14 protein-coding genes are annotated in these 15,314 nt (G+C 28.9%); all 14 read right to left on the bottom strand.

Features of this window, described 5'->3' with window-relative positions; translation table 11 throughout:
* Positions 1-71: 71 nt before the first annotated feature.
* On the bottom strand, positions 72-1,163 hold the full coding sequence (locus IC173_RS04935; protein WP_227855236.1) for a glycosyltransferase family 4 protein: 1,092 nt from the start codon (positions 1,161-1,163) through the stop codon (positions 72-74).
* A gap of 5 nt (positions 1,164-1,168) precedes the next feature.
* Positions 1,169-2,536, bottom strand: coding sequence for a UDP-glucose dehydrogenase family protein (locus IC173_RS04930; RefSeq protein WP_413927540.1), 1,368 nt, complete (start codon positions 2,534-2,536; stop codon positions 1,169-1,171).
* Positions 2,490-3,242 carry a glycosyltransferase family 2 protein gene (locus IC173_RS04925; RefSeq protein ID WP_227835714.1) on the bottom strand — a complete coding sequence of 251 codons (753 nt, stop codon included), beginning with the start codon at positions 3,240-3,242 and terminating at the stop codon, positions 2,490-2,492. The genes IC173_RS04930 and IC173_RS04925 overlap by 47 nt, the downstream gene beginning before the upstream one ends.
* Before the next feature lie 47 nt (positions 3,243-3,289).
* Positions 3,290-4,198: a glycosyltransferase family A protein gene (locus IC173_RS04920; protein WP_227855235.1), complete on the bottom strand. Its 909-nt coding sequence runs from the start codon at positions 4,196-4,198 to the stop codon at positions 3,290-3,292.
* A 21-nt stretch (positions 4,199-4,219) separates the two neighbouring features.
* Entirely contained in the window at positions 4,220-4,969 is a 750-nt protein-coding gene (locus IC173_RS04915) for a glycosyltransferase family 2 protein (RefSeq protein ID WP_227434459.1), read from the bottom strand.
* A gap of 28 nt (positions 4,970-4,997) precedes the next feature.
* Complete coding sequence (locus IC173_RS04910; RefSeq protein ID WP_227482119.1) at positions 4,998-6,173, bottom strand: CDP-glycerol glycerophosphotransferase family protein; 1,176 nt, start codon at positions 6,171-6,173, stop codon at positions 4,998-5,000.
* A gap of 14 nt (positions 6,174-6,187) precedes the next feature.
* Complete coding sequence (locus IC173_RS04905; RefSeq protein ID WP_227434457.1) at positions 6,188-7,027, bottom strand: glycosyltransferase family 2 protein; 840 nt, start codon at positions 7,025-7,027, stop codon at positions 6,188-6,190.
* 2 nt (positions 7,028-7,029) lie between these two features.
* On the bottom strand, positions 7,030-8,187 hold the full coding sequence (locus IC173_RS04900) for a polysaccharide polymerase (RefSeq protein WP_227855234.1): 1,158 nt from the start codon (positions 8,185-8,187) through the stop codon (positions 7,030-7,032).
* Positions 8,188-8,202: 15 nt separating this feature from the next.
* Positions 8,203-8,925: a glycosyltransferase gene (locus IC173_RS04895; protein WP_227434455.1), complete on the bottom strand. Its 723-nt coding sequence runs from the start codon at positions 8,923-8,925 to the stop codon at positions 8,203-8,205.
* Between the two features lie 11 nt (positions 8,926-8,936).
* Entirely contained in the window at positions 8,937-10,010 is a 1,074-nt protein-coding gene (locus IC173_RS04890) for a mannose-1-phosphate guanylyltransferase (RefSeq protein WP_227855233.1), read from the bottom strand.
* A 21-nt stretch (positions 10,011-10,031) separates the two neighbouring features.
* Positions 10,032-11,738, bottom strand: coding sequence for a phospho-sugar mutase (locus IC173_RS04885; RefSeq protein ID WP_227855232.1), 1,707 nt, complete (start codon positions 11,736-11,738; stop codon positions 10,032-10,034).
* Between the two features lie 45 nt (positions 11,739-11,783).
* Positions 11,784-13,340, bottom strand: coding sequence for a murein biosynthesis integral membrane protein MurJ (murJ, locus tag IC173_RS04880; protein WP_227434452.1), 1,557 nt, complete (start codon positions 13,338-13,340; stop codon positions 11,784-11,786).
* A gap of 115 nt (positions 13,341-13,455) precedes the next feature.
* Positions 13,456-14,511 (bottom strand): cell wall-binding repeat-containing protein, encoded by a 1,056-nt coding sequence (locus tag IC173_RS04875; protein WP_227855231.1) that lies wholly within the window; start codon positions 14,509-14,511, stop codon positions 13,456-13,458.
* Positions 14,512-14,605: 94 nt separating this feature from the next.
* Positions 14,606-15,292: a sugar transferase gene (locus IC173_RS04870; RefSeq protein ID WP_227434450.1), complete on the bottom strand. Its 687-nt coding sequence runs from the start codon at positions 15,290-15,292 to the stop codon at positions 14,606-14,608.
* Between the last annotated feature and the right edge of the window lie 22 nt (positions 15,293-15,314).

Raw genomic sequence — 15,314 nt, 5'->3', positions numbered from 1 at the left:
CCATTAAACAGCAAAAGCTACGCACCTAAGCATAGCCAACAACATCTATCTTTTGCTGTATTTTTCAATTCTTATTTTTTATATTTATCTAATATAGAGTCGTATATTTTTGCTATATCATTAAAGTTTAAATTAACTTCATAATTTTCTCTAACAAACTGACGCCCTTTTTTACCCATATTAAGTCTAAGTTCATCATTTTCCATTAGCTTTATTATAGCATTTTTTATTTCTTCTGGTTGCTTTGGCTCTACAATTAGCCCAGTTTCATTTTTCAATACAGATTCTGGATGTCCACCTACATTTGTAACAATGACAGGAACTTCACAAGACTCTGATTCTATTGCAGCTACACCAAAACCCTCTCTCAAAGAAGGAAATACAGTTACATCAAAAGAATTAAAAGTCTTACTTACATCCTCTGGAGATATTCTACCTAAAAATTGAACATCTTCTTCTAGTCCTAATTCCTTAGTCAAATTCACTAAGTTATCCATTTGACTTCCAGAACCACCTATTTTTAAAATTATTTTCTTTTCTTTATATTCATCTTTCAACATCTTAAATGCTTGTACTAAATATTCAATTCCATATTTTTTTTCCAAACTCTTTACAATTCCTATTACAAAAGCATCTTCTTTTTCTACTTCCATAGGTTTAAATCTATCCATATCTACTCCGAAAAAAGTTACATCTACATGCTTAGTTGTATATTTATTAGCTTCTTTAGCCATGTCTCTACTATTTGAAAATATATAATCTGCTTTTCTAAAGTTATGTTTTATAATTTGTTTTTGTATAAAACCATTGTTTGGGAAATCGTAAATATCAGTACCCCAAACAGAAATAATATATGGATGATACCCAAGTAAACTCCCTATAAATCCATAGCTACTTGCATATTGTGCATGAAGTATATCTGGCTTTATTTCACTTACTAGTTTCTTTATTTGTTTTATTGAACCTAAGTATCCTGTTTTTTTAGAAATATTTTCATTTTTCAGTTCTTCTACATTAGAACCAAAATCATATATTTTAATTCCTTCCATGTGACCTCCATTTAAAGAGATTACATGAATGTCATATCCTTTATTTTTAAAAAAACTACACCATTTCAAAGTATGAGGATTTGACCCATCAGCCAAATAACAAACAGTCTTCATAATATTTACCTTCCTATCGAATAATACTCAATACCTAGTTCTTTCATATCTTCAAGCTTGTAGCAATTTCTTCCATCTAGAACTAAAGGATTTTTCATCTTTTCCTTATACTTATGTATATCATAATTTAAGACCTCTTTCCACTCTGTCATTATAAAACATATCTCTGCATCTTCTATTGTATCATCTATAGATTTAGCATAAAGTATAGAATCTCCAAATATTTTCTTAGTATTTTCAACTCCTATTGGGTCAAATGCAGTAACTTTTGCTCCTCTTTCAAGCAAATATTTTATATTTGGGATAGATGGAGCTTCTCTTATATCATCAGTATCTGGCTTAAATGTTAATCCTAAGACAGCAACTTTCATATCTTGAAAACTCTCTACTAGTTTAGATGCCTTTCTAACTAATTTAAGTTTTTGGCTTTCATTCACTTCTATAGCAGCTTTTACTGTTTTTAACTCATATCCATTATGTTCAGACAACCAGTGAAGAGCTTTTGTATCTTTAGGGAAACAAGAACCTCCATAACCTATACCTGCTTTTAAGAATTTACTTCCTATTCTATCATCATAACTCATTCCTAAGGCAACATCTTCCACATTAGCTCCTGCTATCTCACAAAGATTTGCAATATCATTCATAAAAGATATCTTAAGTGCTAAAAAATTATTTGATGCATATTTTATCATTTCAGCACTATTTCTATTAGTTACTATTATAGGTTGATTAAAAGGTTTATAGATTTCTTCCAGTATTTCTCTTGCCCACTCACTTTCCACTCCTATAACGATTCTTGAAGCATGTAAAGTATCTCTTACTGCGCTACCTTGTGATAAAAACTCTGGATTAGATGCAAGTTCAACTTTCACATCATTTTTTAAGTTTCTATTTATATAATCTTCTATTTCTTCATTTGTTCCAATTGGTACTGTAGATTTTATTACTACTAAAGTATCTTTTGTTACAGTTTCAGCTATTTGCTTTGCAACTGCCTTTATATAATCTAAATTAGCTGAACCATCACTTCTTTCAGGAGTTCCCACAGCTATTAGTATTATATCTACATCTTCATAAGCTTTTTTATAATCTGTAGTATAATTTATTCTTCCTTTTTTATAATTTCTAACCATAAGTTCTTCTAGGCCTTCTTCATATATAGGTGCTATCCCAAGTTGCATCGATTTAACTTTGTGTTCATCTATATCAACACAAATTACATTTTCATTGCCTACCTCTGCTAGACAAACACCTGTTACTAGCCCTACATATCCAGTCCCAGCTATAGCTATTTTCATTTTTTTACCTCCAAGTATATAAAACTTATACTCTTTTTTTAATGGCATTAAAAACATAGAAACAAAATACATATAGACTTTTTGGTAAACTTAAATTTTCAACATTTCTATAAGTATTCCAAGTTCGTTTTAATGCTTTTATCTTATTGCTTGATATAGAATTCCCAACTAGCCTATAATTCACTAAATCTTCTTGAATTCCATATGCATATTTTTCCTTTTTAAGTAATTGTAACCAAGTTGCAGTATCTTGTCCTCTTCTTACTAAAGGCATACTAAATTCACCTATGACATCCTTATCGATGACTACAGTAGAACACCCTATTATAGTATTTCTAAGTAATCCTTCATAGTCAATCTTTTTAGGTGCTCTTGCAACTTTACTCGTTTTTGTTCCATCTTGTCTCATATATCTATAAGATGTAAAAGAAAACCCGATATTTTCTTTTAACATATATCCTATCTGAATTTCTAACTTTTTACTCTCCCATAAATCATCACTATCTATAAATGCAATAAATCTACCTTCCGCATTTTCAATACCAACATTCCTAGATACTGCAGCTCCAGAATTTTTTTCAAGCTTTATATATTTTATTCTAGCATCTTCTTTTTGAAAACTTTTTATAATTTCACTTGAATTGTCCTTAGAACAATCATCCACTAATAAAAGCTGCCAATTTTTATAAGTTTGATTTTGGATTGACTTTATTGTCTCTGATAAAAACTCTTCTGAATTATATACAGGAGTAATTATCGATACTAAAGGCTCATTCATATTTTTACTCTCCTTATATAGCAACTAGCAGTACTATACCAACAAGTTTACTTAGATACTAACTTTTTTTGTCCAATATATTTGTAATATCCTAATGGGAACAACACTAAATACAATAATTTATCAGATATTTTTTTGATTTCGCCAAAATAATGACTGTCAGATAACAATGAGTATCTAGCTAAATTTATGTAATTCTTTATCCACATATATGGATATCTACCTAAAGGATATGTATTTTGATTTATTAAATATAAAAACTCTAATGCTCTACCTTTTAATGCATTTTTATTTAATATATTCTTAGTCAAACCATCATCCAAATAATCTCTTATTATCATAGGTTTGTTTACACATTTAACTTTATAGTATTTAGACATTTCATTCCATACTACACTTTCTGGTAAAAATCTCACTTCTTTTCTTTCTGGAAAAGGAAATTTTATAAGCTCATCAGTTACAAATACTATGCTTTTATCTCCCTTAACACCATATTTAAAATATAGGTCTGCAAAGTGACATATTTTTTTATCCTCAGGCATTTCTGTGCCTATTAAATCTCCACTTGGGTATACACAAAGTCCAACAACCCCACTAAATCCTTCTTTATTTTCTACAGAATTCCATTCATCATTAGCAATTTCAAGAGAATCTTTAATTAAACCATCATCACTATCTACAATGAAAAATAGTTCTCCATCTGCATTTTTTACACCTAGATTTATTGCAGTATGCTTTCCTCCATTTTCTTTGTATATATATCTTATATTTAATTTATCTTCTGATATAAATTTTTCAACTAATTCTTTAGTACCGTCACTACTTCCATCATCAACAATCAACCATTCAAAGTAGTTGAAATCATATGTTTGAGCTTTTAAATCATTATACAAATTTTCAAGTAAATGTGCTCTATTATATGTTGGAGTAAATACAGTAAATTTATATTTATACATTAATTAAATCTTCCTCTCTATCTAACTTTTTTTAATTCCATTTATTCCATAATTAATAAAGTAGTATATAGCTTTGTATAGAGGTATTTTTTCTATATTTCTATATATATTCCAAGTCCACATAGCAGCCTTTATCTTATTACCACTAAGGGAGTTACTAGATTTTCTATATAATGCTAAAACTTCATTTATTCCATGAGCGATATGTCCTCTTTTCAATATAGATAACCACAAGACATAATCTTCATGTCTTACACCACTCATTTTAATTTCAAAATCCAATTTAGACTTATCAATTACAACAGTAAGACATCCCAAAATATTTCCCTTTAATAACCTTCTATAATCTACATTAGGTGGCACTTTTATTACTTTATTTAACTTTTTATCATTTTCGTCCATCAGTTCATATGAAGTAAATGAGATTACATAGTCATTTTCTAACATAAAGTTTACTTGTTTTTCTAACTTACTACTATTCCACTGGTCATCACTATCTAAAAAAGCTATAAATTGTCCTGTCGCATTACTTAATGCTAGATTTCTAGCATTAGAGACACCCTTATTAGTCTCAGTCTTTATGCATTTTATTCTACTATCTTGTTGCATATAAGATTTGACTATACTAGGACTATTATCTGTTGAGCAATCATCAATAATTAACATTTCCCATTCTTGATAAGTTTGGTTTAATACTGATTTTATGGTTGCTTCAATAAATTTTTCAGAATTATACATGGGAGTAATTATAGATACTAAATTCTTCTTCATATTACCTTCCTCATCATTTATAAAATATTTATTTAATTTTACTTAATACACAATCATATATCCTCTTGCAGTTCTTATTGTCATTATATCTGAAAAACTTATTTCTTTCATTTTTTTGGTTACCCATAACCTCAAAATTATTTTCAATAATATCAATAAGTTTATTCACAGCTTCATCATTATTATAAGCCAAAGACCCAAACATTTCGCTTTTTAAATCTATATACGAGTCAACTTTTTCCATATATTCATCTAAATCAAATTGATAAAATAAAATAGGTCTGTTCATATAGAGAAAATCTATGGCAACACTTGAATAATCAGTTATGTTTGCAGCTGATTTTCTTATTTCATTTGCTAGAGTTACCCCTTTATCTAAAAATACAATTCGTTTACCAGTTATATTTTCTTTTATGTCATCTATAAACTCATGCATAAGATGATGCATATAAATTTTTACATTTATATCTTTCTCATCTAATATTTTATTTAATTTATCATCATTCAAGAAATTCATTATATTTTTAAAATAATCTGTATCTGTAAATTTTCCTGAACTAAATTTTATCCAGTCTCTCCATGTAGGAGTATATAATATATCTCGTGTTTGTGCAACTTCATTTGTTGGTAAATTGTCATATCTTGCATTTCCAATTATATAAACTGAGTCATCTAACATTCCCCAATCATTTACCATGACATCTCTTTCAAACTCAGAACTTGCTGTAACTATATTATAACTTTTATATAGGTTATCTATAATATTTTTAAACTTTTTATTCATTGGCTTTCTCTTTTTAAAACTTATCGTTCCATGATTTAAAAATACTTTTATCGTCTTTTTATGGAAATAATTAAGAACAGGTACAGCAAAGTTATAAGGTGCTATATCTGCTGATGGCGCATGTGAAAATACTATAGCTTTTGAATTGTAATAATATAGATAGTTTTCTACACTTCCTCTTATTAATTTCTTGCCTGGAATTTTATTGAATACTTTACTGTCTTTATTTACTACCCAATAAGTTTCTACATCATTATGTTCTTTCAACATATACTCATAAAAGAACTTGGCATTATCATTGTATATATCTCCTGAATGTCCACCTATAAGCCAAATATTTCTACCATTAAACTTATGCTTATTAAATGGATACATAAAAAAAGCCAAAAGCATATTTATTAAAAATTTAACCTTGTCCATAAACACCATCCTCATTATAACTTATACTGTCTAAATCCATTAATTCTTCCTTTTATAGTGGCACTATGATAATCTTTGTTGGAACTCAATATAAGACCGCCTATATTTCTTACAAGCTTTGATGCCATAACCTTTACAAACTTATAATTCTTTCTATAGACTATTTCTTTTTTGCAAATGGCTCCAAAACCTCTTCCATAGTTATAATCTTTTTGATACTTTTCTTTAGATTTAGAATGTTTTTTTGCAGGATGGTAAATTATATCATTCCCAAAGTATTTTCCTTTAAATCCTAAACTCAACAGGTTTAAAACATAATCTATCTCTTCACCAGCACCAAAATCTCCACCAACACCTAATTTTTCGTCAAATCGTGTATATTCTTTTTCTCCAAAATCAACAAAAAAAGTTATGGATGTTATAGTATTTAAAACGTTGGAACTTGTGATATCACAAGTTCCATCATACATTTTCTTAAATGCATCAATTTTATTTGCATCCATAGTTTTACAGCTGTATATTTTATAATCTTTATTTTTATTAAAGAAGTTTGTAACTTTTTCTAATGTATCATTTTCGTAGACACAGTCATCATCAGGAAAACCTATAATTTGCCCTTTAGCATTATCTATGCCTACATTTCTGTTATAACTTAATCCTAGCTTATCGCTTTTTATATACTTTATATCTAACTTATCAACGTATTTATCAACTATCTCCTTAACTTTGTTATTATCATTTTGATCTATTACTATAAGTTCAAAGTTTTTGTAAGTTTGATTTTCTAAGCTATCCATAAGTAAGTATATATCATCATATCTATTTAATGTTGGCATTATTAATGATATTAACATTACTACCTCCTACTTTTCATTTTCCACAAATCTACCTCTCTTTTATCATTTAATATTACTTCTTTTATTAGTAATACTATTGTGAAACTAAATGAAGCTTCTAATAATAAATTTTCTGCAAAAGAATATAGTAAAAATATGAACAAAGCTACTAAATACTCTTTTTTATCTTTTTCTATAAAGCTTTGTATACCTTTATACATCAAAAACATAAATAAGATGCAAGTAATTACTCCTAGTACACTAATTATATATATATAAGAACTGTCTAATGGATTAGTTGCTTTTATAGCAGCACTATATGAATTTCCAAAAGGTTTCATAAAATTTCCCTCTTGAGCTAAGTATACATTCCAGAACTTAGGTCTACTTGCTAATAATCTATTTAGTACACTACTTTTAGAAAACATCATACCAATAATTACACTAAATAAAGTAAGTATTATCGGTGATGTCTTTATAAGCATTGGTAGTACTTTTATTTTTTTTAGGTCTATCACTCTTATTATCTCTACAAATATTAATCCTGCTAATATAGTAAAAAAGCCAGTTCTACTATATGTAGTTTGATAAACAAAGAATGCAGATCCAAATAAAATTATTCTATCCCATTTATTATAGTTTTTATATCTTAAGAATATATATGCTGCATATATAGTAACCATATAATAAAATACTCCATTTGGATTACCAAGTCCAAAATCCATTCTTGTAACAAGCGTATCTAATTTTCCTATATATCTATAGTGGACTTCCTGATTAAATACTAATGAAGGAAATAAATTAAATAATAATATAGCTCCTATTAAAAAACATACAGATATTATTAAATAACTTTTAACTATACATTTATCATCTATTTGTTTAGCTGATACAGCTAACAAAACAATTAATAATATAGCTCCTTCTCTATTTAATATATAAAGTAATACACAAGCTCCAACTAGCACCATTTCTGTTATACTTTTTCTCTTATCAAATAAGAAAAGTAGCATTAGTATTCCTATTGAAGAATAAAATAACGCTGATTTAATTATCCCTATACTCATATCTGGGTCAATAAATGATATCATATACTTTCTAAGTACTATGATAAACAAAACAAATATATAAAGATATTTTTTAATCATAATATTTCTATCATCGTTTAAAGTCTTCATTTCACTTTCTCCCTTTTAGCTTCTTAAAGTATTACTTGCAAATATTTTACAACACTTCCATATCTTATTTACACCTGTTAAGTGCTTACTTTCTAAGAAATAATTTCTTTTCTTAGCCCAACTTTTTCCCCACCAATGTATTCCATAAGTATTTTCTGTAATACATTCTGGTGTAAAGTCTTCTTTAAATCCAAAAGGATAAAAATATTCTTTATCGTAGACACGAATGCCTTCTTCATAGTTATTTTGGTCAATCTTTTTATAATTTTTTTCCATAAGATAAGTCATAACCTTTGGTATTGTAAACAATGAAGAAGTAAGCACCTCTTTTTCGTAGTACTCTAATAAATCTTTAAAGAAAGGATGTCCTTTTTCTACACCTACTATGGCTGCATTCATGTATTCTCCATCATCTTCATATCCACATATAAGCCTATTATTTTCTAAAAGAGGAGTTATATCCTTTAATATCTGCATATCTGTATCCAGATAAACTCCACCTTGTTCATAGAGTACCCTTACTCTTGTATAATCTGATATGAATGCCCAAAGCTTTCTTTTATAACATTCTTCCAAAAACTTATTTCCTTTTATTTCTTTCTCTATATCAAAGTTTTTTTCATTCCACTCTACTATCTCATATTCTGGAAGTTTTTCTTTCCATGAATTTATACATATATTTTCTATATTTCCTTTTGGACCACCAAACCATACATAATGTATTTTTTTAGGAATCAAATGAACACCTCCTACATATATTCTTGTCTATCTTCTTCTTTTAATTGCTCTACTATCTTTTTGACATCTTGAGCTTTATCTTTTCTACAAACCATAACTGCATCATTCGTAGATACTACTATCAAATCACTAATACCTATTGTCGATATTAATTTGTCATCTGAATATATAATTGAGTTTTTAGTATCTATAGTAATATTTTCACCTCTTTTGATGTTACCTTCATCATCAGTTGGATATATTGCACCTAGAGAGTCCCAAGAACCAACATCATTCCAACCAAAATCACCAGGAACTACTATAACATCATTACTTCTTTCCATAATACCATAATCTATAGAGATTGATTGTATTGTTGGATAGATTTCTTTTATTTTTTCTATTTCTTCTTCTGTTCCTAAGTAATTACTGATTTCCTCTAATTTTTCATATACTTTTGGTAAGTATCTCTTAAAATCTTCCAATATCTTGGATACCTTCCATACAAACATACCACTATTCCACACATATTTCTTAGAATTTACATACTCTTTAGCAATTTCATAGTTTGGCTTTTCTACAAACTCCACTACTTCATATGCAACATTTTCTATTGTATTTTCTCTACTAAAGTTTATGTATCCATATCCTGTTGATGGAAATGTAGGAGTTATCCCAATAGTTACTAGTTTATCATTATTTTCTGCTATATAAATAGCTTTTTCTAAAATAGCTTTAAATTCTTTTTCATCTTTTATATAATGGTCAGCTGGATATACACACATAACACCATCACCATATTTTTTCATTATGTTAAAGGCTGCAAAACCTATAGCTGCTGCCGTATTTCTGGCACATGGTTCTGGTAAGATATTGCTGTATAAACATTTATCTTTTACTGTATCTTTTAAAGCGTCCATTTGCTTCTCATTAGTTACTATAAATAAATCCTCTTTGTTTGCTAGAGAATCTATTCTGTTTATAGTTTCATTTATTAAAGCATCTTCTCCACTTAAATTTATAAGCTGCTTAGGTACTTCTTGTCTACTAAGTGGCCAGAAACGAGTTCCGCCTCCTCCAGCCATTATGACATTATATACTTTCATCGTTTATCTCCCCTTAGCTCTTTATATAGAATCCACCACATTTAATATATAAGATATTAAATTACTCAACTTAGATTCTACATCTTCTTGGTTATCTGAATTTGCTCCAAAGTAAAATTTAATTTTAGGTTCTGTACCTGAAGGTCTTATAGCTATCCAAGAACCATCTTCAAGTAAAAATTTAAGTACATCTGATTTAGGTAAATCATCTACTCCATCTTTATAATCTAAAATCTTATCTACTTTTACATCAGCCACATTATCTATTTTAACACTTCTAAAGTAAAGCATCATCTCTTTTATTTTTTTTATTCCTTCTATGCCTTTTAAAGTCACTGACTTTAATTCCTCTTTGTAGTACCCAAATTTATTATATGTATCTATCAAGGCTTCATACAAGTTCATACCTTTTGAAAAATAGTATGCTGCCATTTCACATATCATAAGCGAAGATACAACACCATCTTTATCTCTAGCATGAGTTCCAATTAAGTAACCATAGCTTTCCTCATATCCCATTATAAAGCTTCTATCATTACTTTCTTCAAACGCTTTTATTTTTTCTCCTATAAATTTGAACCCTGTTAAAGTATTCAAACAATCTACATTATAAGCCTTTGCTATTTTTGCACCTAGTTCTGATGTAACTATAGTTTTTATTATTGTAGGATTGTTTTTAGGAAGTTTATTTTCTTCAACTAAACTCTCTACTATATATCTAACTAAAAGTGAGCCAACTTGGTTTCCATTTAAGACTACATACTCACCACTAGAATCTTTTACAACAACACCTACTCTGTCACAATCAGGGTCTGTCCCTATTATCAAATCAGTACCATTACTCTTTGCCATTTCAATAGCTATATTAAATACTGACTTTTCTTCAGGATTAGGATACTTAACTGTTGAAAAATTAGAATCTGGCAATTCTTGCTCCTTAACCACCATTACATTTTCAAAGCCACATTCATTTAAGACTCTTCTTACTGGTTTATTTCCGGTTCCATGAATAGGTGTATATATTATTTTTAATTTTTTCCCATATTCATCTATCGTGCTTTGTCTTAAAACTTGCTTCTTAACAGCCTTTATAAACTCATCATCTATTTCATTATCTAATATAGTTATTAAATTTTTAGATAAAGCTTCTTCAAAATCTACACTTTTAATGATACTGTAATCATCAATCTTATTAACTTCTGCAATTATATCATTGGCCATATCTATACAGATTTGACCTCCATCTGAGTCATATACCTTATATCCATTGTACTCTTTAGGATTATGACTTGCTGTTATTACTATTCCCATAGCACACTTTAAATGTCTAACAGCAAAAGAAAGTTCTGGTGTAGGCTTTAACTCTTCAAAAATATAAGCCTTTACACCATATGCACTTAAAGTTTTAGCTACTTCTATACAAAACTCTCTTGACATGTATCTACTATCATGTGCTATAACAATTCCTTTTTGCTTTCCTTCTTCACCTTGCGTCTTCATAATATAATTTGAAATTCCAAGTGTTGCACGTCTAACAGTATAAATATTGATTCTATTAGTTCCCGCTCCTATTATACCCCTTAGACCACCTGTACCAAATTCTAAATTTTTATAGAATCTATCTTGTATTTCTTTGTCATCATCCTTTATACTTAATAGCTCTTCTTTGGTTTGTTCATCAAAATAAGGAGAATTTAACCACATCTCATAATTATTTTTATAATCCATATTTTCATCCTTTCTGACTCTATTTTAATTTTTTAAGGTAAATGTCTATCTTTTAAGTAGTTTTTGCTTTCCTTTTTTTAAAAATTCAAAAGCTAAGTCCATCTCTTCTACCTTAAATAAAACTATCAATATCGTATATACAGAAGCCCCACCTAATACTCCAGTTCCAACTGCTATAATTTCTTTAATTGTTCCTGCACCTATAAATGCATATAGATTGTTATATATCAATAAAGTGACTACTGCCATCACACCTGATGCTACCAAACTTTTAAGACCAGTCTTTATGATTTTATCTCCTCCAAAATATCCAGTTTTCTTTTTAAGAGATATAAACAATAATATAACTGTAATTATATTAGACGTACTAGTTGATATAGCAATACCTGCATGACCAAGTGGTCTTATCAATATTAAATTAAGAACTATATTTATTATTAGCGCGATACTTCCATTTATCATTGGTGTCTTTGTATCTGAAAGAGAATAGAATGCTCTATATAAAACATCTCTTACCCCACAAGCCAATAAACCTAACGAATATAATCTAAGAGCTATAGATGTAAGGTCTGTTGATAATGCATCAAACTTACCCCTTTGGAATAGTATTCTAACTAGAGGTTCTGCTAGTATAATAGCTCCTATGGATATTGGAAGTACTACCAATATAATACAATTTGATGACTTTACAATAGTACTTATAAATCCTTCTTTATTATCTTTACCTGACATTTTTGCCAACTTAGGATATATAACTGTTATTATAGATGTAACAAATAATGCCATAACAAACTCATTTAGTCTATTTGCATAGTTAAGGGCAGACAACTTTCCATCCCCCAAAGTAGTTGCTAATAACCTATCAACAAATATATTTAACTGTCCAACAGCTACACCTATTAACATAGGCAAGACTAGATTCACTAATTCTTTTATGGACTCATCCTTTAAATTTATATATGGTTTATACTTGTAGGACTTCTTAAATGCAAATGGGAGTTGAAACAATAACTGACTTGCCATGGCAACCAATGCTCCTGCTGGTAGTATCCATACATTTTTACCTGCACTTAGTGCTATTGCTGCTATTATTATGATATTATATGGAATTCCTATAAGACCTGGAATTACAAAACTCTCATTCACCTGTAAAAATGAACTAAATATTTTACTTCCACTTAAGAACAAAACTCCTGAAATCATTATTTTAGTAAATAGTATTGCTGCTTGAAACTTAGCAGGGTCACTTCTAAATCCTGCTGCAAATACTGTAACAAATTGCTCTGTAAATAAAAGCCCAAAAATAGCTATTATTATAGCCATTATATAGCATATATTTAAAACATTGTTAGTAAATTTTAAGGCACCTTCATCTCCGAGTCTTTTCTTTGTCTCAAAGTACATAGGTATATAAGTTGTAGCAATTGCAGAACCTATGACTGCTATGATTAAACCAGGTATATTTAATGTTAATACAAATACATCTGCATACATACCTGTTCCATAGAAATTCGCAAGTACAAGTTCTCTAAGGAAACCTAATACTTTTGAAAACATAGTGGCCGCCATAATCCACAATGCTGCTTTAGCTGTTTTTGACATTTTCTTTCTCCTTCTCTAATTTAAACTCTAAAAGTAGAACTTTTAAAACTGCTTATAAACATTATTCTGATTAAGTAAATTTAACCTATGAAAAGCTTCCTTAATAAATTAAAGACTATCTTGACTCATATCTAAGCGCTCTAAATACAATCAATAGTAATAATAGTATTAATATTATACAAGATAAGGATGTTAAATTAAGTATACTCTTTAACAGACTATAATTACCTACTGTATATCCAACTTCAATTACATCACTTATGTTGTTATCTTTCAAGAATTTATCTTGTGCATGACTTAAATTATCACTACAAATCAGTATTGGCATATTTTCTTTGGCCGATACTACTCCCAAAGAAATATATTCGTTTACATCAGATCTACTTCCAAAATCTAATTTAGCAGTATAGATTTTCTTTATATCTTTTTCATCATAAAATTTCTTTATTAAATCGACATTTGTGCTTGACTTATTTATTTGCTTTATACCTTCTATATTCTTTAAGCTAGAATCAATGTCTGCAATAAACTCTTTTGAATCACCTAATGCATATATTTTTTCAAGGTTTTTACTTTTTAAGAAGCCAATTTGTTCTTCAAAACCTTCATCTTGAGCCCATATTATTGGCATTCCATTTTTAGCTGCATAAGAATATACAGATATGGCATTCTCTAATCCTGTAGTTGAGCTAAGTAAAAATGCCTTATCGAATCCTACTGTTCTGTACATTTCTCTAGCTATCTTTAAAGATGTATCATATCTGTCTTTTCCTCTTATTCTTTCTACTTTAATTCCCATTTTCTCTATATTACGTTCAGCATCTTTAGATACTGCCTTTAAACCACCTATTATCGTAACCTTCTCTGGACCTAGCTCTTTTAGATAATTTCTTGTTACTCTACCAACATTTTTACTCTTAGTTACAACTATCGGAGCATTTTTTACATATGCCAAAGGTGTTGCACTTATACTATCTACAATTGACTCTTCATTTACAAGAATTACTTCTTTAGAATTCTTGAATACTCTTTTATTTAATTCTGTTGAAATCTCTGGTATACTACCTTCTATCAACTCTTTTTTAGGACTTACATCTGCAAATACCCCCACTGTACTAGAAATAGAGATTAGCAAAACTAACGATAATATAGTAGAAATTTTTTTAATCATAAGTTCTCATTCCTTTTCTTTTTGTATTTTTTGACAATAAAAAAGCTCTTTTTTAAAGAGCTTTTTCATTGATTAATAATCTAATATTTTAAAATTATCTAGCTCCGTCTCCTGTCAATACTACTTTAACAGTTTTAAAGAGTATCTTAAAGTCAAGTAATATACTCCTATTTTTTATATAGTAAATATCTTCTTTAAGTTTTTCTTCAGGAGTGATTTCGTATCCACCATTTACTTGTGCCCAACCTGTAAGTCCAGGTTTTATAGCAAGCCTGTTGATAAATCCAGGTATTTCCTCATTAAATTGAACAGTAAAGTTTGGTCTCTCTGGTCTAGGACCTATTAAGCCCATGTCCCCCTTTAATATATTAAACAGCTGTGGAATCTCATCAATTCTAGTTTTCCTAATAAACTTTCCAACCTTAGTTATTCTAGGATCATCTTTTTCAGCCCATTGTGCGCCAAATTTTTCTGCGTCTGTTCTCATAGATCTCAATTTATATATATAGAATCTTCTCCCGCATTTTCCTAGTCTTTCTTGCTTATAAGTTATTGGTCCTTTGTCCTCTATTTTAATAAGAATTCCAAATATTGCTATTAAAGGTAAACCTACTACAAGTCCTAATATAGATAAAACTAAATCCACAACTCTTTGGTACAAGTCAAACAACACTGTGCCTTTTACTATGCTATAGTCAATCTCACTTGCAATTTCTTTATCTGCCCCTGGATAGCTTGTAACTTTAGGTATTTCACATTCATCATTAGTATATCCAGACATAGTTACCTCCATATTGGAATAA

Origin of the sequence: Clostridioides sp. ES-S-0048-02 (assembly GCF_020658495.1) — a bacterium.
Taxonomy (GTDB): Bacteria; Bacillota; Clostridia; order Peptostreptococcales; family Peptostreptococcaceae; genus Clostridioides.
The sequence above is the reverse complement of the archived record's forward strand: the minus strand, read 5'-3'. Positions and strand labels throughout refer to the sequence as shown.